Source organism: Geodermatophilus sp. SYSU D00697 (assembly GCF_054050175.1).
On sequence record NZ_JBJGYV010000002.1, the window covers coordinates 133,086 to 154,339 of the forward strand.

The 21,254-nt window shown below is 74.2% G+C and carries 17 protein-coding genes; 8 read left to right on the plus strand and 9 right to left on the minus strand.

The window, feature by feature from the left end; translation table 11 throughout:
- Positions 1–45: 45 nt before the first annotated feature.
- Positions 46–1,041, minus strand: coding sequence for a ferritin-like domain-containing protein (locus tag ACI79C_RS02630; RefSeq protein WP_456944053.1), 996 nt, complete (start codon positions 1,039–1,041; stop codon positions 46–48).
- A gap of 466 nt (positions 1,042–1,507) precedes the next feature.
- A complete protein-coding gene (locus ACI79C_RS02635; protein WP_456944054.1) occupies positions 1,508–3,019 on the minus strand; it encodes a PucR family transcriptional regulator in 1,512 nt (503 codons plus the stop codon).
- Positions 3,020–3,164: 145 nt separating this feature from the next.
- Here ACI79C_RS02635 and ACI79C_RS02640 point away from each other — a divergent pair, with 145 nt between their 5' ends.
- From ACI79C_RS02640 to ACI79C_RS02660, 5 genes are all read left to right on the plus strand, one after another.
- A complete protein-coding gene (locus ACI79C_RS02640; RefSeq protein WP_456944055.1) occupies positions 3,165–4,052 on the plus strand; it encodes an FAD binding domain-containing protein in 888 nt (295 codons plus the stop codon).
- A 74-nt stretch (positions 4,053–4,126) separates the two neighbouring features.
- Positions 4,127–4,642 (plus strand): (2Fe-2S)-binding protein, encoded by a 516-nt coding sequence (locus ACI79C_RS02645; protein WP_456944056.1) that lies wholly within the window; start codon positions 4,127–4,129, stop codon positions 4,640–4,642.
- Between the two features lies 1 nt (position 4,643).
- Positions 4,644–6,965 (plus strand): xanthine dehydrogenase family protein molybdopterin-binding subunit, encoded by a 2,322-nt coding sequence (locus ACI79C_RS02650; RefSeq protein ID WP_456944057.1) that lies wholly within the window; start codon positions 4,644–4,646, stop codon positions 6,963–6,965.
- A 47-nt stretch (positions 6,966–7,012) separates the two neighbouring features.
- Complete coding sequence (locus ACI79C_RS02655; RefSeq protein WP_456944058.1) at positions 7,013–8,368, plus strand: amidohydrolase family protein; 1,356 nt, start codon at positions 7,013–7,015, stop codon at positions 8,366–8,368.
- Positions 8,369–8,506: 138 nt separating this feature from the next.
- Complete coding sequence (locus ACI79C_RS02660) at positions 8,507–8,683, plus strand: hypothetical protein (RefSeq protein ID WP_456944059.1); 177 nt, start codon at positions 8,507–8,509, stop codon at positions 8,681–8,683.
- 124 nt (positions 8,684–8,807) lie between these two features.
- Here ACI79C_RS02660 and ACI79C_RS02665 read toward each other — a convergent pair whose 3' ends face one another.
- From ACI79C_RS02665 to ACI79C_RS02690, 6 genes are all read right to left on the minus strand, one after another.
- Entirely contained in the window at positions 8,808–9,098 is a 291-nt protein-coding gene (locus ACI79C_RS02665) for an antibiotic biosynthesis monooxygenase family protein (RefSeq protein WP_456944060.1), read from the minus strand.
- A gap of 189 nt (positions 9,099–9,287) precedes the next feature.
- A complete protein-coding gene (locus tag ACI79C_RS02670; protein ID WP_456944061.1) occupies positions 9,288–9,749 on the minus strand; it encodes an NUDIX domain-containing protein in 462 nt (153 codons plus the stop codon).
- A 26-nt stretch (positions 9,750–9,775) separates the two neighbouring features.
- Complete coding sequence (locus ACI79C_RS02675) at positions 9,776–10,399, minus strand: isochorismatase family protein (RefSeq protein ID WP_456944062.1); 624 nt, start codon at positions 10,397–10,399, stop codon at positions 9,776–9,778.
- 91 nt (positions 10,400–10,490) lie between these two features.
- Positions 10,491–12,368 carry a hydantoinase B/oxoprolinase family protein gene (locus ACI79C_RS02680; RefSeq protein ID WP_456944063.1) on the minus strand — a complete coding sequence of 626 codons (1,878 nt, stop codon included), beginning with the start codon at positions 12,366–12,368 and terminating at the stop codon, positions 10,491–10,493.
- A gap of 5 nt (positions 12,369–12,373) precedes the next feature.
- Positions 12,374–14,464 (minus strand): hydantoinase/oxoprolinase family protein, encoded by a 2,091-nt coding sequence (locus ACI79C_RS02685; protein ID WP_456944064.1) that lies wholly within the window; start codon positions 14,462–14,464, stop codon positions 12,374–12,376.
- Complete coding sequence (locus ACI79C_RS02690) at positions 14,461–15,150, minus strand: GntR family transcriptional regulator (RefSeq protein WP_456944238.1); 690 nt, start codon at positions 15,148–15,150, stop codon at positions 14,461–14,463. The genes ACI79C_RS02685 and ACI79C_RS02690 overlap by 4 nt, the downstream gene beginning before the upstream one ends.
- A gap of 124 nt (positions 15,151–15,274) precedes the next feature.
- Between ACI79C_RS02690 and ACI79C_RS02695 the strand changes: the two genes are divergently transcribed.
- Both ACI79C_RS02695 and ilvA read left to right on the plus strand, forming a co-directional pair.
- The gene (locus ACI79C_RS02695) at positions 15,275–16,159 is read left to right on the plus strand and encodes an isocitrate lyase/PEP mutase family protein (RefSeq protein WP_456944065.1); all 885 of its coding nucleotides are present in this window, start codon (positions 15,275–15,277) and stop codon (positions 16,157–16,159) included.
- 75 nt (positions 16,160–16,234) lie between these two features.
- Positions 16,235–17,506 (plus strand): threonine ammonia-lyase IlvA, encoded by a 1,272-nt coding sequence (gene ilvA, locus ACI79C_RS02700; protein ID WP_456944066.1) that lies wholly within the window; start codon positions 16,235–16,237, stop codon positions 17,504–17,506.
- A 21-nt stretch (positions 17,507–17,527) separates the two neighbouring features.
- Here ilvA and ACI79C_RS02705 read toward each other — a convergent pair whose 3' ends face one another.
- Positions 17,528–19,852: a transketolase-like TK C-terminal-containing protein gene (locus tag ACI79C_RS02705; RefSeq protein WP_456944067.1), complete on the minus strand. Its 2,325-nt coding sequence runs from the start codon at positions 19,850–19,852 to the stop codon at positions 17,528–17,530.
- Between the two features lie 276 nt (positions 19,853–20,128).
- Here ACI79C_RS02705 and ACI79C_RS02710 point away from each other — a divergent pair, with 276 nt between their 5' ends.
- Positions 20,129–21,142, plus strand: a complete 1,014-nt coding sequence (locus ACI79C_RS02710) for an AraC family transcriptional regulator (protein ID WP_456944068.1) — start codon at positions 20,129–20,131, stop codon at positions 21,140–21,142.
- Positions 21,143–21,254 lie beyond the last annotated feature (112 nt).

Here is a 21,254-nt window from a genome sequence, read left to right on the forward strand (position 1 = left end):
GGCCCGCACCCCGGTGGGGTGCGGGCCCTCGTCGGCTCGAGCCGATCAGCTCTCGCTGTCGACGCCCACGGCCTCCTTGGCCAGGGCGGCCAGCCGGGTCTGCGTCGCGCTCACGATGCTGGACCGGTTCTTGTGGGTCTCCTCGTAGCGGATGACCACGTTCAGGTCGTGCGCGGTGGTCAGCTGCTTGACGGCCTTGATCGCGTCCTGGGTGGACATCGAGTCGTAGCCCTTGATGGGCAGCTCGTCGGCCGAGACGTCGCCGAGCTCCTCGCGGGCGGCCTTGGCGGCGTCGGCGGCCTCGGTGTTGCCCTCGCGGCGCGCGATCCGCTCGGCCCGGCGCAGTGCCGCGCTGCGACCCACGGTGAGGGTCTCGCGGACGGCGTCGGTGAAGGAGCTGGCCTTGCCGGCGACCTGGCCGAGCTTCTGGCCGGCCTCCTCGCGACGCTGGTGCGCCGTCTCGAGCGCCTCGTTCACCCGGTTGGCCCAGAAGCGGACCGGGGCGTTGGCCACCCGGACCGCGCCACCGGCGACGCGCTGGAACGGCGTCGGCTGCAGGGCGGCCGGGCCACCCATGGCCTCCTCGGCCAGCACGACGGTGAGCCACTCGACGGTGGCCTCGTGGGCGGTGACGAGCCGCTCGGCCAGCTGGCGGACCTGCGGCAGCTGCGCCTTGTCGGCCAGCACCTTGAGGTAGGTCGCGCGGTCGAGCAGCTGGTGCTCGAGCTGCAGGTCCTGCAGCAGCGCCTCCTCGATCGGCTCGGCCTGCTCGAGAGTGGCCTTGACGAGGGCGGACAGCCGCCCGACGGCGGGGGTGACGACGTCGGGCACGCCACCGAGGGCGCGCAGCTGCTCGGTGATCGCCTGCGTCCGCTCGGCCGCGTGGTCGGCGTTCTGGCTGAGCTCGCGGCGGACGGCGTCGGTACGCGCCTGCGAGACGCGGGTGCGCGCGACCTGCTCCTCGGTCTGGGTCAGCAGCACGAGGGCGCGGAGCTGGTTGATGATCTTGGCCGTGTCGGCCGTGAGTCGGGTGTCGGTCATGACGGGGTCTCCAGACATCGGGGATGACCTGACGTCAGAGGGCATGCCCCGCCGACCGACGCCGCTAACTCCTGCAAGCGGATTGCTAGCAGTGAAGCGCGTCACGTCCCTCGGGGGCGCCGGCCACCGACCCTCGCCCCCGAGGGGTCCCTCACCGCGCCGGGACGGCGGGCTTCGCGGGGCGCTCGAGCCGCAGCACCGGCTGGGTCAGCTCGTCGGCCAGCGGCGACCGCGGGCGCGGCGCCGGGCGGGGGGACGGCGGAACGGCCGTGCCGCAGCCCACACAGAACCGACCGCGCTGGTCGGCAGCCCCACAGGAAGCGCACGTCATGGGGTCCTCCTCGTACTCGGAAGTCCGGGCGACTCTCGCCGGACGGAGACCCTGCCAGGCCCGACGCCCGCAGCGCCCCCGGACGGGATGCGTGTGACGACACGTCACTGGACCGTCATGCAGGAGGTGCCCCGGTCACGGACGCCCCCGGCCCCCGCCTGCTGCCGGGAGGTCGGCCAGGGCGAGGGCGAGGACCAGCGCCGCGTGCCGCCCGGGGGCGTGCACGTCCCCGATGAGCTCCTCGATCCGCTGCAGCCGCAGGTACAGCGTCTGCCGCCGCAGCCGCAGCGCGTCGGCCGTCCGCACCTTCGACGACGAGTGCGCCAGGTAGGTCCGCAGCGTGTGCACCAGCTCGCCGCCGGAGGCGGTGTCGTGGGCGACCAGCCGGCCGATCTCCTCGGTGACGAGCTGCTCGGCCAGCTGCTCGCGGCGGACCCCGTCGAGCAGCAGCCGGGCGGTCATCGTCCCGGCCGCGACCACTCGCTCACCGGCGCCGGCCAGGTGCAGGGCGCTGCGCGCGCGGCCGACCGAGCGGTCGACGTCCTCCAGCCGGCCGACGACGGTGCCGGCGACCACCCGCGCCGAGGGCACGCCCAGGGCGTCGACGGCGGAGAGCACCGCCCGCGCGGCGGCCAGCACCGCCGACGTCCGGACGACCGCCGCGACGTCGCCCCCCACGTCGGCCACCAGCGCGGTGCCGGGCGCCAGCGCCCCGCCCACCGCCCGGACCACGCCGTCGAGGTCGGCGTCACCCAGGTCGGTGACCAGCAGCGCGGCGTACCGGCCGTCCGCGGGGAACGGCAGGCCCAGCACGCGTGCCCGGGTGACCAGCTCGCCGGGGGTGCGCCAGCGCCGCTCGCTGAGGTCGGCCAGCAGCTGGCGGCGACGGTCGTCGAGGTCACCGCCCACGGCCGACCGCAGCAGCGACAGACCCAGCGCCTCCGCGCCGTAGGACGCCACCACGGGCAGCGCCGGGTCGTCGGGCCGCCCGGGCGGCAGCACCGCGACCTGCCCCCAGTGCCGTTCCAGCAGGACGACGTCGCGGCGCGCCACCGGCCGGCCGGACCGGCGGACAGGACCGGGTGCCTGCCCCGCCGCGGCCACCAGCGCGCCGTCGGCCGTGGTGACCACGACCGGGGCGCCGGCGAGCTCGGCCATGACCGCGGTCAGCTCCTGCGGGCCGGCGCCGTCGAGCAGCGCGTCGGTCAGCACCTGGCGCACGTCGCGGTCCCGGCGGGAGCTGGCGGCGGCGCGCTCCAGGAGGAGCGTCTGGATCTGCTCGGTGATGTCGACGAAGGGCACGACCTCGCGCAGCACGACCAGCGGCAGCCCGTGCCGCCGGCAGGCGGCGACCAGCGCGGCGGGCGCCTCCGGGAACGTCCAGCCCAGCTCGAGGGCCAGCGCCGCCACCCCGCGCTCGGCCAGGGCGGCGACGTAGGCGGCCTCCCCGACCGCCCCGCGGCCGCCGATGCCCAGGCCCGTGGTCAGCAGCAGCTCCCCGCCCCGCAGCAGGTAGGCCGCCTCGGCGAGCTCGCTGGTGTGCACCCAGCGCACCGGCCGGTCGAGCAGGTCGGACCCGACGACCACCTCGGGCGCGGCGCGCTGCAGGGCGTCGACCCCGAGGACCTCGCGCAGCGTCGTGACCACACGGGGAGTCCACCAACGACCGGACAGAACGTCCAGTCCCGACCGCCCAACTCGCCACAGGACGTCCATGGAGCAGGCGGGCCGGTCCGGCCACGATGGCCACCGCGCGCGGGTTCGGCACCGCGCCCGGGAGGAGATCGAGTTCGTGAAGCCAGCCCCGTTCGACTACCTCGCGCCCACCACGGTCGAGGAGACCCTCGCCGTGCTGCGCGAGCACGGCGACGACGCCAAGGTCCTGGCCGGCGGTCAGAGCCTGGTGCCGATGCTCAACTTCCGGCTCGCCCGGCCCGCGGTGCTCGTCGACGTCAACGCCGTCGCGGGGCTCGACGAGGTCGCCGTCGACGGCGAGACGCTCACCCTCGGCGCCACCGTGCGCCAGCGGGCGCTGGAGACCCGGCTGCCCGACCGGCTGCCGCCCTCCTCCGCGTGGGCGCTGCTCCCCCGAGCCGTCGCCCACGTCGGGCACAAGCAGATCCGTGCACGCGGGACGGTGGGCGGCAGCCTCGCGCACGCCGACCCCGCCGCGGAGCTGCCCGCCGCGGTCACCGCGCTGGGCGCCACCTTCTGCCTGCGCAGCGCGGAGGGTGAGCGGGAGGTGGGCCCCGACGAGTTCTTCGAGGGCTTCTTCACCACCTGCCTGGCGCCCGAGGAGCTGCTGGTCGCCGTCCGCCTCCCCGCGTGGCCGCCCGGCACGGGCACCTCGTTCCTGGAGGTCAGCCGCCGTCGGGGCGACTTCGCCCAGGTCGCGGTCGCCGCCGCCGTCACGGTGGACGACGGCCGGGTCACCAGGGCCGGGGTCGCCCTCGCCGGCGTGGCCGCGGGCACCGTGGACGCGCAGGAGCTCGTCGCCGCGCTGGTCGGCCAGGAACCGGCGCCCGCCACGTTCGCCGGCCTGGCCGCCGACTACGCCGCCACGCTGGACCCGCCGCCGGACGTGCACGGCCCCGCGGAGTACCGCCGGGCGCTGGCCGCCCACCTGCTGGAGCGCGCCCTCACCGAGGCCACCGGCACCTCCACCGCCGCGGCGGCCTGACCGTGCCGCCACCGACCGCAGCACCCGACCCGACCAGTGCGCCGGCGCCGGCCGGCCGAGGAGGAGAGCAGACGATGCACGTCGAGGACCGCCCGGCCGTGTCGACCGGCACGCCCGTCGTGGAGCGGCAGATCCGGGTCACCGTCAACGGCACCCTCCACGAGCGGACCGTGTCGGTGCGGCGCTCGCTGGCCGACTTCCTGCGCGAGGACCTCGGGCTGACCGGCACGCACGTCGGGTGCGAGCACGGCGTGTGCGGTGCCTGCACGGTGCTGATGGACGGCGAACCGATCCGGGCCTGCCTGATGTTCGCCGTCCAGGCCGACGGCGCGGCCTTCACGACCGTGGAGGGCCTGGCCGACGGCGAGCAGCTGCACCCGGTCCAGCAGGCGTTCTGGGACCACCACGGCCTGCAGTGCGGCTTCTGCACCCCGGGGATCCTGCTGACCACCTACGACTTCCTGCGGGACAACCGCGGGCCCGACGAGGCCGAGATCCGCGAGGCGCTGTCGGGCAACCTCTGCCGGTGCACCGGCTACCAGGGGATCGTCCGCTCCGTCCAGGCCGCCGACGAGACCTGGGAGCGCTGACATGGGCGTGCAGACGATCGGCGCCAGCGTCCCGCGCCAGGAGGACCCTCGGCTGCTGCGCGGCGAGGCGGCCTACGTCGACGACATCCGCGTGCCGGGGCTGCAGCACATGGCGGTGCTGCGCAGCCCGCACGCCCACGCCCGGCTGCTGTCGGTCGACGTGCGCGCCGCCCGCGAGCTCCCCGGGGTCGTCGACGCCTTCACCGCCGCCGACCTGGGTCCCGAGCCCCCGGCCATCCCCGCCCTGTTCGCGCTCGAGACCTTCCACCCCGCGCCGCAGCACCCCCTGGCCGTCGACACCGTCCGGTTCGTGGGCGAGCCGGTCGCCGTCGTGGTCGCCGAGAGCCGGCACGTCGCCGAGGACGCCCTCGAGCTGATCGAGGTCGAGTACGAGCCGCTCGAGGCGGTCGTCGACGCCCTCGAGGCCATCGCGCCCGGCGCCCCCGTGCTGCACGCCAACGCGCCGGACAACGTGGCCGCCCGCTCGGTCTACGAGTACGGCGACGTCGACGCCGCCTTCGCCGCCGCCGACCGGGTGGTCCGCGAGCGGCTGGACATGCAGCGCTACACCGGCATCCCGCTGGAGACCCGCGGCGTCGTGGCCTCGCGGGACGCCGTCACCGGTGAGCTCACCGTCTGGGACTCCACCCAGTGGCCGCACACGGTGCGGACCATCCTCGCCGGGATGCTCGGCGTGCCGGTGCGCGCGATCCGCGTGCTCATCCCCGACATCGGCGGCGGGTTCGGCGTCAAGGCCGACTTCAACTCCGAGGACTTCCTCGTGCCCTTCGCCGCCGCCCGCACCGGCCGGCCGGTCAAGTGGATCGAGGACCGCAACGAGCACTTCCTGTCCATCGCGCACTCCCGCGAGCAGGTCCACGAGGTGGAGATCGCGCTGCGCGCCGACGGCACGATCCTCGGCCTGCGGGCCCGGCACGTCACCGACTGCGGGGCCTACCAGCGGCCGCTCGGCGTCATCAACGCCTCGCTGGCCGCCACCAGCCTGGGCGGGGTCTACCGGGTGCCCGCCTACCGGGTGGAGGCGGTGTGCGCCTCCACCAACAAGGCGCCGGCGTCGCCCTATCGCGGAGCGGGTGCGCCCGAGTCGACGTTCGCGCGGGAACGGCTGCTCGACATCGTCGCCCGCGAGCTGGGCATCGACCGCGCCGAGCTGCGCCGGAAGAACCTGCTCACGCCCGAGGAGCTGCCCTTCGACACGGGGCTGGCGTCACTGGAGGCGGCCGTCGTCCTGGACAGCGGCGACTTCCCGGCCGGGCTGGACAAGGCCCTCGAGATGGTCGACTACGCCGGGTTCGCCACCCGCCAGCACGCCGCCCGGGCGGAGGGTCGGCTGATCGGCCTGGGGATCTGCGTCTACCACCAGATCACCGGGCCGGGCCCGTTCGAGGGCGGCAGCGTGCGGGTGGACCCCACCGGCGAGGTCACGATCGTCTCCGGCGCCGCCCCGATGGGCCAGGGGACGGCGACCATGCTGTCCCAGATCGCCGCCGACGAGCTGCAGGTGCCGCACGACTCGATCAAGGTGGTGTTCGGCGACACCGGCCGGTTGCCCTTCGGCATGGGCACCTACGCCAGCCGCAACGCGGTCATGGCTGGCTCGGCCGTCGTGCTGGCCGCCCGCAGGGTCCGGGAGAAGGCCGAGGAGCTGGCCGCGCACCTGCTCGAGGCCGACCCGGCCGACCTGGTGCTGGAGGACGGCTCCTTCGCGGTCAAGGGCGTGCCGACCGCGTCGGTGACCTGGGCGCAGGTGGCGGCGGCCGCCAGTCCCGGCGGGAGCCGGCCGGCCGGCATGGCGCCCGACCTCGAGTCGGTGCAGTACTTCGAGAACACGGCCGCGCCCTACTCCTACGGCATCCACATCGCCGAGGTGGAGGTCGACCCCGACACCGGCTACACGACCGTCCAGCGGTACGTGGTGGTCAACGACGCCGGCACGATCATCAACCCGCGCAACGCCGAGGGGCAGATCGTCGGCGGCGTGGCCCAGGGCCTGGGCGGTGCGCTGATGGAGGAGCTCGTCTACGCCCCCGACGGCCAGCCGCAGTCCACGTCCTTCATGGACTACCTGATGCCCGGGTCGCTGGACGTGCCCGACGTCGAGATCGGCCACCTGGAGTCCCCGTCCCCGCTGAACCCGCTGGGCGTCAAGGGCATGGGCGAGGGCGGCGCGATCGGCGGCCACTCGGCGGTGGCCAACGCCGTCGCCGACGCCATCGAGCACCTCGGCGTCCGGGTCACGCGGACGCCGCTCAAACCGGCGGTCGTGTGGCAGCTGCTGCGGTCGGCGGGGGCGCCGGAGTGAGTCCGTCGCCGCCGGTCACGGTGCTGTCCGGGGCCACCGTCGTCACCATGGACGCCGAGCGCCGGGTGCTCGCCGACGGCGCGGTGGCCTTCTCCGACCAGGTGCTCGCCGTCGGCCCGACCGCGGAGGTGCTCGCGGCGCACCCCGGCGCGGAGGTGGTCGACTGCGCGGGCCGGCTGGTGCTCCCCGGTTTCGTCAACACCCACACCCACCTGTTCCAGACCCTGCTCAAGGGACTCGGCGACGACCGGGTGCTGTCGGACTGGTTCCTGACGATGACCGGGCCCTCGGCGGTCGAGCTGACCCCCGAGGACTGCTACGCCGCGGCGCTGCACGGCTGCGCGGAGGCCCTGACCACCGGGACGACCACGCTGCTGGACTTCATGTACGTGCACCCGCGCCCCGGCCTCGGGGACGCCGTCGCCTCGGCGATGGACGACGTCGGCATCCGGGGCGTGATGGCCCGGGGCTACATGACGGCGGGGGCGGACGTCGGTGCCCCGGCGCAGCTGGTGCAGCCGCTGGACGACGCGCTGGCCGACGCCCAGCGGTTGATCGGCGCCCGGAACCGGCCCGGGTCCCGGGTGACCGTCGGGCTGGCCCCGTGCATGAGCTGGACGGTGGACGAGGCGACGCTGCGGGAGACCCGCGCCCTGGCCGACGCCACGGGGACGCTGGTCACCATGCACCTGGCCGAGTCGCCGTTCGACGTCGAGGAGTCCGTCCGCCGCTTCGGGGTGCGCGACGTGCCCTTCGCCGCGGAGACCGGGCTGCTCGGCCCGGACCTGCTGGCGGCGCACTGCGTCCAGGTCGACGTCCACGACCTGGACCTGCTGCAGCAGACCGACACCAAGGTGTCGCACAACCCGTGCTCGAACCTCTACCTCGGGTCGGGGTTCGCGCCGGTGCCGGCGATGCACCGGCGCGGCATCACCGTCGGCCTCGCCTCGGACGGCCCGGCCTCGTCGTCGAACCACTCGATGCTGCAGGCGATGAAGTTCGCCGCGCTGCTGCACAAGGGGGTGCACCGCAACCCGGAGGTCATGACCGCCGAGAAGGCGCTGGAGATGGCCACCATCGACGGCGCCCGGGCCCTGGGCATGGCCGGCTCGATCGGCTCTCTGGAGGTCGGCAAGCGGGCCGACGTCGTGGTCCTGGACCTGACCAACCTCTGCGCCACGCCGGTGCACGCGGCGGTCTCGTCCCTCGTCTACAGCCAGCGGGGCGACGAGGTCGACCGGGTCTACGTCGACGGCCGGCTGGTGGTGTCCGGCGGTGCGCTGACGACGGCGGACGAGGCCGACGTCCGCGCCCGGTCGACCGCGGCGGCCACCGCGCTGGCCGCCCGCGCCGGCACCGACCGGTTCGCCGTCCGCGGGTGGCGGTCGCTGGTCGGCGCCTGAGGACCCCGCACCGGCCGTCGCCGCCGTCCCCCGTGGCGCGGCGGCCGGTGCGGTCACCGCCGGACTGCCAGCCGGCTCGCAGCCGGGCCACAGGCCGGCGGTGCAGACTCCCCTCCCCCGACACCGGAGGTGGGAAGCGTGCGGATGTCCCTGTTCACCCTCGTCTACCTGGCGGTCGGCCTGGTCGTGGCCCTCACCCAGGGCTACAACAGCGTCGCCGGGATCTCGGAGGTCCTGTCGTTGGTCGTGGCGGTCATCCTGTGGCCGCTGGTGCTGCTCGGCGTCGACCTGCACCTGCCGCCGATCGCGACCTAGTGGTCGGGCCAGCCACCGCCGGACGGTCGTGGCTGGCCCGGCTGTCGATCACCACGTGGGGCTCGCGCCGCAGTCGGGAGGCCGTGCCGGGGTCGGCCGGCCGTGCCGGGAACGGTGAGCGCGACTACGCGCGCGCGTGGAGGACCACCCTGCCCTGGGTGACCTCCGGCGGGCTCCCCACGGCCTGGGGGACGTTCTCCCTGACCCAGTTCCCCGCCACGCGGGTCGACTCCTCCGTCCCGGCCTCGTCCTCGAAGACGCTGACACTGAAGCCACCGCCGTCCTCGGTCCTCACCAGGGAGTAACCCACGAATCCGGGGACGCCTCGGATCACCTGTTCCACCTCGTCCGTCCGCCGCTCCAACTCGTCGAACAGTTGCGAGTTGCCCTTGTAGTGCCGGATGACCGCGTACATCGCGCCCTCCTCGACGAACTCACCGGATCCCGAGCCCCGGGGGCCCCGCTGCGACACCGTGCGCCGGAGACGGCAGCTCCCACGTCACGCGGTCTCGGGGGTGACGGAGACGGTTCTCCGTGACCCCGAGGCGCGCAAGGGGCTCGACTGCGACCTCGTCGACGGACCCGCCCGGCCGAGCCGGAGCACCTAGACGAGCCGCTCCAGCAGCCGGTCGAGGAAGGGCACCTGACCCTTCACCAACTTGGCGCGTGCGGCCTCGACGCCGAACCACGCGGCGCGGTCGACCTCGGGGAACTCCTGCACCCGCCCCGACCGCGGCGGCCACTCCAGCGCGAAGGTGTTGCTGTGGCAGGTCGCGGCGTCCAGGTCGCCCTCGGCGGCCCAGACGGTGAGCAGCTTGCCGCTGCCGCGCAGGCGGCCGAGGGGCAGGAAGTCCTCGGCCGGCACCGGCGAACCCAGCTCCTCCTCGAACTCGCGGCGGGCGACGGCGAACGGGTCCTCGCCGTCGCCGAACTCCCCCTTGGGGATCGACCAGGCGCCGTCGTCCTTGCGGGCCCAGAACGGACCGCCCATGTGCCCGATGAGCACCTCGACGCCGCCGTCGGGTCCTCGCCGGTACAGGAGCACGCCCGCGCTGGTCCTCGGCACCGCCCCATCCTCGCCGGTGGCCGCGGTCAGAGGTGGGCCAGCGCCTCGGGCAGATCGACCACGTCGGCGTACTTGGCGTCGAGGTCGGCGAGGTTGCTGTCGTGCAGCGCGGGCGTCCGGTCGGCGCAGGCCTGGCGCACCACCTGCGGGCGGAAGCCGTTGTTGAGCGCGTCCATCGCGGTGGCCCGCACGCAGCCCGACGTCGAGACGCCGGCGACCACCACCGTGTCCACCCCGGCGGCCCGCAGCGTCGACGCCAGCGAGGTCCCGAAGAACGCCGAGGCGTACTGCTTGACCACCACCGGCTCGCCCGCCTCCGGCGGCAGCGCGAGGTCGCCCCAGGTGCCCGGCGCGTCCTCGACGAAGCAGGCCAGCGCCGGCACCTTGTGCACGAACAACCCCGCGTCGCCCAGCCCCGGGGCGTAGCGGACGACGGTCCACACGACCGGGTGCCCGTGCGCCCGGGCGGCGTCCACCAGCAGCTGCGTGGCCGCCACCGCGGGCCCGGGGTCGGGCAGCCCGAACGGCCCGTCGAGGTCGGTGTAGGCGCGCACCAGGTCGACCACCACGACCGCGGGCGCGCTCCCCCAGCCGACCCGGCCGGAGAACGCCGACCCGTGCGGCCCGGGCGCCGGTTCGGGCGTGCTCATCGGACCCACCCCGGCCGCGAGATCTGCACACCGGCGCCGATCCGGGCCTTGACGACGACCGGTGTGCAGATCCCGCGTGCACCGGCGGTCCTCATCCCGCTGCCCACACCGGGCGCTCGGGCGCGGGCAGCCCGGTCTCCTCCTCGCACCGGGCGAGCAGCTCCTCGACCGGCGGGCCCATGTCGAAGACGGGCAGTTCGCCGGGGCGGTCGGCGCGGACCTGGTCGCGCAGGGTCTCGGTCGCCTCGACGTCCACCTCGCCGCCGTCGCACACCACGACCCCGTACCGCCGCGCGCCGTCCTGGGTGACCAGCCCGCGGCGGACCTCCCGGGCCACCAGCTCCGGGTCGCGCTCCAGCGGGTCGCCCCAGCCGCCACCACCCCAGGTGACGAAGTGCAGGACGTCGCCCGGCGACACCGCCACCCCGTGGCACTTGGACGGCAGCATCTCCCGGGTGCCGTCGGCGCGGTCGATCCACTTGCGGCCGCGCGCGCCGGGGTGCCCGCCGTTGACCCCCCACGGGTAGGTGAGCCAGCGGTCGTCGTGGATGGCGATCTCGCCGGGTTCCTCGAACACGTAGGCGACGTCGACGCCGTTCCCGCCGCGGTGCAGCCCGGGGCCGCCGGTGTCGGCGACGGTCTCCCACGTCTCGATCCGCAGCGGGTAGTAGGACTCGAGGTACTCGCAGGGGATGTTCACGAAGCTCGGCCACAGCGAGTGCCCGTCGGGGCCGTCACCCAGCGGCCGGCCGGGGATGCCGCCGAAGCCGATCGAGTACAGCTGGAACCACTCCCCCTTGCGTTCGCCCGACGAGTAGTGCCCCGAGTACATGAAGTGCGGCGAGGAGGAGAAGCCGGCGGCGTTGAGCAGCGCCGGGTTGGTCTGCCCGAGCAGCCCGCCGAACAGGTCGAACACCCGCCCGATGCCGTGGTTGCGGCCGTTGAGGGCGGCCGGGTGCTTCGGCTTCCAGTAGGAGCCGTCGGGGATGGTGACGTCGACCAGCGGGTAGAACCCGTCGTTCCAGAGGATCTGCGGATCGGCCACGGTGATCATGTAGATCCCGAAGAACATCCGGGTCAGGTTCTCGTTGATGTAGTAGTTGATCGGCCCGGCCGCCTGCGGCGAGGAGCCGGTGAAGTCCAGGTGCACCTTCTCGCCGGTGCGGGTCAGCGACAGCTTCAGCTCGTAGGGGCCGTTGCCCACGCCGTCGTCGCAGATGTAGTCGGTGAACGAGAGCGTCCGCCCCTCCTCGAACACCGTCTGCAGCAGCACCTTCATGGCGTCGTGGTTGCGCTGCAGCAGCGCGTCGAGCGCCGAGAGGTAGGTCGCCGTCCCGAACCGCTCGCACATCTCGACCACCCGCCGGGCTGCGGTGCGGCAGGCGGCGACCAGGCCGTTGAGGTCGGCCCGGTTCCAGTCGGGCATGCGGACCTGGTTGAGGATGATCCGCAGCGCGTCCTCGTTGAGCTGCCCCTTCCGGTACAGCTTGAACGGCGGGATGACCACGCCCTCCTCGTAGATGGTCCGGGCGTCGGTGGGCATGGACGACGGCGTCTTGCCGCCCACGTCCGACATGTGCCCGAACATCGACGCCCACCCCACGACCCGTCCCTCGTGGAAGACCGGCATGACCAGCAGCCAGTCGTTGGCGTGGCTGATCGCGGCCCCGCAGGCGTACGGGTCGCTGGTCAGCAGGACGTCGCCCTCCTCGACGGTGTCGTCGAAGCCCTCGAGGAAGTCGGGGATGGACAGGCCGAACTGGCCGACGACCATCTTCCCGCTGGGGTCGCCGATGAGCGGGAACTCGTCGTGCTGCTCGCGGATGCCCGGCGACAGCGCGGTGCGGAACAGCACCTCGTCCATCTCGTAGCGGGCGTTGCGCAGCCCGTTCTCGATCAGGTCGAGGGTCACCGGGTCGACATCGACCCGCTCCACCTCGCCGGTCGCGGTCTCGACGATGCGTGCCATGGCGCTCAGCCCTCCTGCACGGGGTTGATGAGCAGCGAGCCCGAGGGGTGGACGGTGGCGGCGTGCCCGGGCAGGACGAGGGTCGTGGAGTCCATCTCGGTGACGATCGCCGGGCCGGGGACGACGTCGCCGGCGCGCAACCGCTCCCGGTCGTAGACCCCGGCGGTCACCTGCTCGCCCCCGACGTGGATGGGGTGCTCGGTGACCAGCGCGGCCTGCGGGTCGCCGTCCCCCTGCTCGAGGTGCACCGGGGCGACGTCGGGCCGCGGCCCGGTGACGGTGGCGCGGGCGTTGACCAGCTCGTGGTCGACGTCGAGCAGGAAGGAGAACAGCCGGTCGTGCTCGGCGTCGAAGGCCCGCCCGAGCTCGGCCAGCGCCGTGCTGGTCTCGCCCGCACCGGCCCCGTCGCCGCCGTCCAGCCACGCCGGGTCGACGTCCACCGGGATCTCGAAGCCCTGCCCGTGGTAGCGGACGTCGACCTGGAAGCCGACCGTCTGGTCCTCGCGCGGCAGGCCCTGGGCCGCCAGCCGCTCCCCGGCCTCGTCGGCGAGCTCGCGCAGGATCGCGGCCAGCTCCGCGCCGGTCAGCTGCCCGAACCGGCGCAGCACGGTGCGGGCGGACTCGTCGCGCCGGCTGGTGGTCGCGTCGCCGAAGGCGGCGAGCACCCCCGGGGACGGCGGCACGATGACCGGCCAGGCCCCGGTGAGCCGGCCCAGGGCGTTGGCGTGCAGCGGTCCGGCGCCGCCGAAGGCGACCAGCGCGAAGTCGCGGGGGTCGTAGCCCTGCTGCACCGAGACCAACCGCAGGCCGCCCAGCATGTTCTCGTTGACGATGTCGACGATCCCGGCGGCCGCGGCCTCCGGGGAGTCCAGCCCCATCGCCTCGGCGACCTTGCCCACCGCGGCCCGCGACGCCTCGGCGTCCAGGGTGATCTCCCCGCCGGCCAGCGACGAGGGCAGGTAGCCGAGGACCACGTTCGCGTCGGTGACCGTGGGTTCGGTGCCGCCCTTGCCGTACGCGGCCGGGCCGGGGTCGGCGCCGGCCGACTGCGGGCCGACCCGCAGCGCCCGGGTCAGCTCCGGGACGTGCGCGATGGACCCGCCGCCGGCCCCCACGGTGCGGATGTCGACGCTGGAGGCCCGCACGGTGAGGTCGCCGACCTTCGTCTCCCGGCCGATGCGCGGGGTGAGGTCCTGGACCAGGGCGACGTCGGTGGACGTGCCGCCCATGTCGAAGGTGATCAGGTCGCGGTGGCCGCACTGCTCGGCGACCCACACCGCGCCGGTGACCCCGCCGGCCGGTCCGGACAGCAGCATGGTCACGGGAGCCTCGACCGCGGCCTGCGCCGACTGCAGCCCGCCGTCGCTGCGCAGGATGGCCAGCTCGCCGGAGACGCCGCTCTCGTGCAGACCGGCGGACAGGTGCTGCACGTACCGGGCGACCTGCGGCTGGACGTAGCCGTTGGCGACGGTGGTCAGGGTCCGCTCGTACTCGCGCAGCTCCGGGAGGACGTCGGAGGACAGCGACACCGGGACGCCGGGCAGCACCTCGGCGGCGATCGCGGCGATCCGCCGCTCGTGGGCGGGGTCGGCGAAGGAGTTGATGAGGCTGACCGCGAGCGCCTGGATGCCCTGCCCGGCCAGCTTCCCCAGTTGCGCGCGGACGTCGTCCTCGTCCAGCGGCCGGACCACCGACCCGTCGCTGGCGATGCGCTCCTCGACCTCGACGGTGTTCTCCAGGTCGGCCAGCGGCTCGGGCTTGGGCCAGATGATCCAGCCGGCCAGCCCGCCCGGGACGAAGGAGCGGGCGATCTGCAGGACCTGCCGGAACCCCCGGGTGGTGACCAGGCCGACCGTGGCGCCCTTGCCCTCGAGGATGGCGTTGGTCGCGACCGTGGTTCCGTGCAGCACCTGCGCGACCTCGCTCAGCTCGATGCCGGCGTCGGCGCAGGCCCGGCCGATGCCGGTGAGCACCCCGACCGCCTGGTCGGCCGGCGTCGAGGCGGTCTTGGCCCGCCAGGTGGCGCCGCTGTCCTCGTCGACGAGCAGGACGTCGGTGAACGTGCCGCCGACGTCCACTCCGAGCCGGTAGCTCATGCGGTCTCCTCTTCTCCGGTCGCCTTCTCGGTCTGCAGCCGTGCCGCCCGGACCATGACGGCCCGGGCGTTGGCGATGTGCGAGGTCATGACGGCGCGGGCCCAGTCGGGGTCGCCGGCGCGGAGGGCGGCGACGATCTCGCTGTGGTGGGCGAGGCTGCGGCGCAGCGACGCCTCGTCGTAGGTGAGGAAGTTGCGCCGCACGATCGGCGGGTGGATGGCCGCGGCCAGCGCGGCGGCCAGGGTCGGGTGCGCGGCGAGGACGACCAGCCGGTCGTGGAAGGCGCGGTTGAGCGGGACGAGGGCGTCGAGGTCCTGCTGCGGGCCGGGACTGCCGACCTCGTGCATGCGCGTGGCCAGCGCGTCGAGCTCCTCGACGTCCGCGGGCGTCGCGTTCGGGACGGCGTACGCGGTCAGCTGCGGCTCGAGACTGGAGCGCAGGTCGAACACGCCCTCGAGCTCGGTGACGGTCCACGTGGCGACCCGCGCGCCGCGGTTGGGCACCACCTCGACCAGGCCCTCGGCGGCCAGCCGCGAGAGCGCCTCGCGCACCGGCGTCCGGCTCACCCCGAGGCGGTCGGCGAGCTCGACCTCGCCCAGGCGCGCGCCGGGGCGCAGGTCGCCGCCCATGATCATGTCGCGGAGGGTGGTCAGCGCCCGTTCGGCGGAGGTCAGCGAGCGTATCAGTCGTCACACCCCCTCGGAGATTGTGTGCAAACCTAGAGGCGCCCCCGTTCCATGGGCAATGCTCTCCGGTGAACTCCGCGTGACTGCATACAAGGAATCCCGTTCCGTATCGGAGGAGGCCGCCGTGGCGGACCTGTTGGGGAACGGCCGCGCACCGCGGTCCCGGCTCCGCGAGCTGCTGTCGGCACCCGAACCGCTCATGGCACCGGGCGCCTACGACGCGCTGTCGGCCCGGCTGGTGGAGCAGGCCGGCTTCGCCGCCGTCTACATGACCGGCTTCGGGACGACGGCCTCCCTGATCGGCCGCCCCGACGTGGGACTGCTGACCGGTGCGGAGATGGTCGACAACGCCCGCCGCATCGCCGCCGCCGTCGACGTCCCGGTGATCGCCGACGCCGACACCGGCTACGGCAACGCGATCAACGTCGTGCGCACGGTGCAGCTCTACGAGCAGGCCGGCGTCGCCGGGATCCAGCTCGAGGACCAGGTGATGCCCAAGAAGTGCGGACACATGAGCGGCAAGGCGCTGATCGCCACCGACGAGATGGTCGGCAAGGTGCGCGCCGCGGTCGCCGCGCGGCAGGACCCGGACCTGGTCCTGATCGCGCGCACCGACGCCGTGGCCGTGACCGGGGTGGACGACGCCCTCGCGCGCGCCCGCGCCTACGCCGACGCCGGGGCGGACCTGCTCTTCGTGGAGGCGCCGACGTCCGAGGCCGACATCGAGCGGGTCGCGGCCGAGCTGCGGGGCGTCGCGCCGCTGGTGTTCAACTGGGCCGAGGGCGGCCGCACTCCCCCGCTGTCGCTGGCGCGGATGACCGAGCTGGGCTTCGCGCTGGTCATCTACCCGATCGGGACGCTGTTGGCGGCGACAGCGGGGATGCGCTCGCTCCTGGAGTCCCTGCGCCGGGACGGCGTGCCGTCGCTGGCGGGACTGCCGGCGTTCGAGGAGTTCACCGAGCTCGTCGGCCTGCCCGAGGTGCAGCAGCTGGAACAGCGCTTCTCCTGACGGTCGTCCGCGCGGACGGGGGTGCAGCGCTCCCCGTCCTGCGGCCGGGCGTCGGCCGGCGGTGAGAATGGCCCCGTGACGACCGATACGCGGCTGGACCTCGACTGGTTCACCGCACAGGTGCGGGCGGCCGGGCGCCGGCTGACCGGAGTGGCCGAGATGACCCCGCTGCAGCGCAACGCGCGCCTGTCGGCGGTCACCGGCGCGGATGTCCGGGTCAAGCGAGAGGACCTCCAGGTCGGCCGCTCCTACAAGGTGCGGGGCGCCTACAACACGATCAGTGGGCTGGACGAGGCGCACCGGTCCGCGGGCGTGGTCTGCGCGAGCGCCGGCAACCACGGCCAGGGGGTCGCCTACGCCTGCCGGACGCTGGGCGTGCGCGGCCAGGTCTTCGTGCCGGGGACGACGCCCCGGCAGAAGCGCGAGCGCATCGCCGCCCTGGGCGGGGACACGGTGACCCTGGTGGTCGCCGGCGACTCCTACGACGAGGCCGCGGCCGCGGCCTCAGATCACGCACGGCTCACCGGCGCCACGCTGGTGCCGGCGTTCGACGCGCTGTCGACGGTGATCGGCCAGGCCACGGTCGCCGTGGAGATCCTCGACCAGCTGGGCAGGCCGCCCGACGTCGTCGTCCTCCCCGTGGGCGGCGGCGGGCTGCTGGCCGGGTGCGCGACCTGGCTGCGCGCCCACAGCCCAGCCACGCGGCTCGTCGGCGTCGAGCCCGCCGGGGCGGCGAACATGGCCGCCGCCCTGGCCGCCGGCGGCCCGGTCGAGCTGCCGGAGATCGACGCCTTCGTCGACGGCGCCGCCGTCCACCGCGCCGGCGACGTCACCTATCCGCTGGTCCGCGACTCCGGGGCCGAACTGGTCCCCGTGCCCGAGGGCCAGATCTGCACCGAGATGCTGGACCTGTACCAGGTGGACGGCGTCATCGCCGAGCCCGCCGGGGCGATGGCCAGCGCGGCGCTGACCGGCGGGCTGGTGTCCGTCCGGCCCGGTCAGACGGTGGTCTGCCTGCTGTCCGGCGGCAACAACGACGTCAGCCGGTACGCCGAGGTGGTCGAGCGCTCCCTCGTGCACCGGGGGCTCAAGCACTACTTCCTCGTCGAGTTCCCGCAGGAGCCCGGCGCCCTCCGGCGCTTCCTCGACGAGGTCCTGGGGCCCGACGACGACATCGTCCTGTTCGAGTACGTCAAGCGGGACAACCGCGAGACCGGCGCCGCGCTCACCGGCATCGAGATCGGCTCGGCCGGCGACCTCGCCGGCCTGCTCGCCCGCATCGAGGCCAGCCCCCTGCGGATCCAGCACCTGGCCCCGGGGACGACGGCCTACCGCTTCCTCGTCTGAGCCGGGCCGGTCCCCGGGACGTCAGTCGACCAGGTCCAGGGCGGCACCGACGATCGAGTCGACGTCCAGGCCGTGGTGGCGGTAGACGCTGTCCAGGTCACCGCTCTGCCCGAAGGACGTGACGCCCAAGTGGGTGGCCGGCACGCTCCGGATCCCGGCGAGGAACGCCAGGGTGTGCGGGTGCCCGTCGAGCACGGTGACCATCGGCGCGGCGCGGTCCTCCGGGAACACGCTGTCGAGCACCCACCCGGGGGTCTCATCCAGGGCGCGCCGACCCTGCAGCGCCCGGAACAGCGAGCCAGGGCTGGTCACGCAGACGACGTCGGCGCCGAACCCGAGGGCGTCGAGGCGCCCGGCGGCGGCGAGGGCCTCCGGGACGAGGGCCCCCATGGCCACGACGGTGACCACCGGCCGGGCGTGCCGCCGCATCGGGTAGGCACCGGCGACGACCTGGCGGCGCCTGCGCTCCCGGGCGGCCGGGTCGGCCGGGACGGCGGCCAGGTCCTGGTCGACCGGCCGGGTGGACAGCCGCAGGTACGCCGAGCTGCCGCCCGGCCTGCCCACCTGGGACAGCGCCGCCAGCAGGCACCACTCGGTGTCGAGAGCGAACGCGGGCTCGTAGCTGACGCAGCCGGGCTGCTCCAGACCGATGGACGGCGTCGTGATCGACTGGTGGGCACCGCCCTCGGGGGCGAGCGTCACGCCCGACGGCGTCCCGACGAGGATCGACTGCCCGCCCGCGTAGATCCCGAACGACCACGGCTCCAGCGCCCTCCCCACGAACGGGTCGTAGAGCACCCCGATCGGCAGCAGGGGCTGGCCCCAGCGGCTCCAGGTCACCCCCAGCTCGCCGAGCGCGCCGACGAGGTTGGTCTCGGCGATGCCCAGCTCGATGTGCTGCCCGGTGGGCCGCTCCCGCCAGTGCAGGATCGTCTCGGGGTCGTCGGCGAACCAGTTGCGGCGGTCCTCGTGGGACCAGACGCCGACCTTGTTCACCCAGCCGCCGAGGTTGGTGCTGGAGCTGACGTCGGGGCTGACGGTGACCACTCGCCGGCCCACCTCGGGCGCGGCCCGGTTGAGGTCGAGCAGGGTGCGGCCGAGAGCGGCCTGGGTCGTCGCCGTCCCCGATGGCGTGCGCCCCAGGTCGGACGGGACGTCCGGGGCCGGCTGCGCCTCGTACGCCGGGCGCTGCAGGCGCTGCGCCGCGGCGTCGAGCAGCCGGGCGGGGGTGCTGTCCTCCGGGAAACGGGCCCACGGGTCGGCCGGGTCCACACCCAGGCGCCCGGCCAGCTCGTGCAGCTGGGCCTCGGTCAGCAGGGCGGAGTGGTTCTGCGGATGCCCCTCCGTGGCCAGCTCGTAGCCCTTGAGCGTGTAGGCCAGGACGACCGTCGGCCGGGTGTCGTCGATCCGGGAGAAGGCGTCCCGGAGCGCGGCGAGGTCGTGGCCGCCGAGGTTGCGGACGGCCGCGGTCAGGTCGGCGTCCGGGACGTCGGCGATGAGCTCCGCGATGTCCGCGGCCGCCGGTCCGTCTCCCGGCAGCAGCCGGCGCAGGTCGGCCGGGTCGTGGCGGAGCAGGCGCTGGTACTCGGGGTTGGACATGTCGTCGATCCGGTTGCGCAGTGCCGGGCCGCCGGGCCGGGCGAACACCTCCTCGAGCAGCCGCCCGTACTTGACCGTGAGCACCTGCCAGCCGGCCGCGGCGAACATGCCCTGCAGGCGGGTGGCGCCCATCGTGGGGACGACGCGGTCGAGGGACTGCCGGTTGAGGTCTACGACCCAGACCACCTCACCGAGCTCGGCGACCATGGGGTCGACGACCGTCTCCCACACGGCGCCCTCGTCGAGTTCGGCGTCGCCGACCAGTGACCACTGCCGCCCGGTGCCGCCGGCGCCGAGCTGGGTGTTGACGTACCGGCGAGCCAGCGCACCCCAGATCGGCGCCGTGGCCCCGATGCCGACCGACCCGGTGGAGTAGTCCGCGGGAACCGGGTCCTTGAGCCGGCTGGGGTAGCTCTGCAGGCCACCGAACGCGCGGAGCGTCGTCAGGTGGGACGCGTCGAGCTGGCCGAGCAGGTACTCCAGCGCGTGCAGCACCGGCGAGGCGTGCGGCTTGACCGCCACCCTGTCCTCAGCCGTCAACTGCTCCAGCCACAGGGAGGTCATGATCGTCACCATCGACGCGCTGGACGCCTGATGCCCGCCGACCTTGAGCCCGGTGGGATTGGGTCGCACCCGGTTGGCGTGGTCGACGATCGCCGTCGCCAACCAGAGGACCCGCTCCTCGATCGCGCGCAGGGCCCGGTCGGCGCCGGCGTCCCTGCCCGCCTCGGTGGCCGTCAGGCTCATCGTGTGTCCACTCCTCGAGGTCTGGGGGACGGGGGCGGCCGAGCGCCCACCGGCGTCGGCAGCCGACCACGGGGAACCGCACCGCACAATCCGGAGAGCGCAGCCGGCCAGCCGATCCCGGAGCCGCCCGGGAGGAGGCCGCCGCAGATGCGCGGGGCGGACATCGGGGTGCGCTGGGCGGATGTCGCTGTCGCCCTCCGCGGCATAGTCTCCGCACGTGTGGCGCACGCCACAGCCCGGCCGACGACGACCGAGCGGCGCTCCCGGAGGTCCAGGTTGCCCACCGACACCCTCGATCGTGCCGACCGCGAGGAGCAGCCCGACTGCCCGCTCCTCCACTTCCCGGTCATCGCGACCCGCAGCCTGGAGGAGGCGTGCGACGCGGTCACGCGGATCTACCTGCCGCACGACCTGAGGGCCTCCGACGACCGCGTCGACATGACCCTGAACGCGGTGTCCGACCACCACTTCACGCTCGGCTACCTGACGTACCACGCCTCGACCGAGCTGGTCATGCCGGCCACGGAGAACTGCTACCACATCAACCTGACCACCGCGGGGCAGACCGACGCCGACCGCACGGACGGCGCCCGCGAGCGCACGCTGGCCGCCGAGCGCGGCCTGGTCCTCAGCCCGGTGCAGCGCAACACCGTCCGCTGGACCCCGCAGGCCGAGCAGCTCATCCTCAAGATCCCGCGCAGCAGCCTGGAGACCCATCTCGGCGAGCTGCTCGGCCATCCGGTCACCGACGTCATCGACTTCACCTTCGGGCTGGACCTGACGACCGGCCCCGGTCGGAGCCTCCTGCACGCCGTGCGGTTCCTGGCCGAGGAACTCGACCGCCCCGACGGCCTGGCGGAGATGCCGCTGGCGCGCGAGCAGCTCGAGGCCTTCGTCATGACCCAGCTGCTGCACGCCGGTCAGCACCAGTTCACCGACGCGCTGCGCGCGCCCGCCGAGGCCGTGCGACTGGGCCGGCTGGCCCCGGTCGTCGAGTACATGGAGGCCAACGCCGACGAGCCGCTGACCCCGCACGAACTCGCCCGGGTGGGGTGCATGAGCGTGCGCACGCTGCACGCGTCGTTCCAGCAGACCTTCGGCGAGTCCCCCATGGCCTACCTGCGGCGGATCCGGCTCGACCGCGTCCGGGCGGAGCTGCTGCGCAGCGACCCGTCACGGGTGCGCGTCACCGACGTGGCGATGAAGTGGGGCTTCTTCCACCAGAGCCGCTTCGCCCAGCAGTACCGGGACCACTTCGGCGAACTGCCGAGCCACACCCTCCGGTCCTGACGACAGGACCTCGCCCGCGGGCCTCTCCCTGCGGCGCCGGGTCCTGCGCGCACGTCGCCGTCAGGACTGCGCTCTGCGGCCACACCCCTTCGCTCCGCGGATAGCCGGGGTG

Coding starts and splice junctions, on each gene's coding strand:
- ACI79C_RS02675 (WP_456944062.1), bottom strand. CDS start 10,399: ATGAGCACGCCCGAACCGGCGCCCGGGCCGCACGGGTCGGCGTTCTCC.
- ACI79C_RS02680 (WP_456944063.1), bottom strand. CDS start 12,368: ATGGCACGCATCGTCGAGACCGCGACCGGCGAGGTGGAGCGGGTCGAT.
- ACI79C_RS02685 (WP_456944064.1), bottom strand. CDS start 14,464: ATGAGCTACCGGCTCGGAGTGGACGTCGGCGGCACGTTCACCGACGTC.
- ACI79C_RS02665 (WP_456944060.1), bottom strand. CDS start 9,098: ATGTACGCGGTCATCCGGCACTACAAGGGCAACTCGCAACTGTTCGAC.
- ACI79C_RS02630 (WP_456944053.1), bottom strand. CDS start 1,041: ATGACCGACACCCGACTCACGGCCGACACGGCCAAGATCATCAACCAG.
- ACI79C_RS02650 (WP_456944057.1), top strand. CDS start 4,644: ATGGGCGTGCAGACGATCGGCGCCAGCGTCCCGCGCCAGGAGGACCCT.
- ACI79C_RS02655 (WP_456944058.1), top strand. CDS start 7,013: ATGGACGCCGAGCGCCGGGTGCTCGCCGACGGCGCGGTGGCCTTCTCC.
- ACI79C_RS02705 (WP_456944067.1), bottom strand. CDS start 19,852: ATGAGCCTGACGGCCACCGAGGCGGGCAGGGACGCCGGCGCCGACCGG.
- ACI79C_RS02645 (WP_456944056.1), top strand. CDS start 4,127: ATGCACGTCGAGGACCGCCCGGCCGTGTCGACCGGCACGCCCGTCGTG.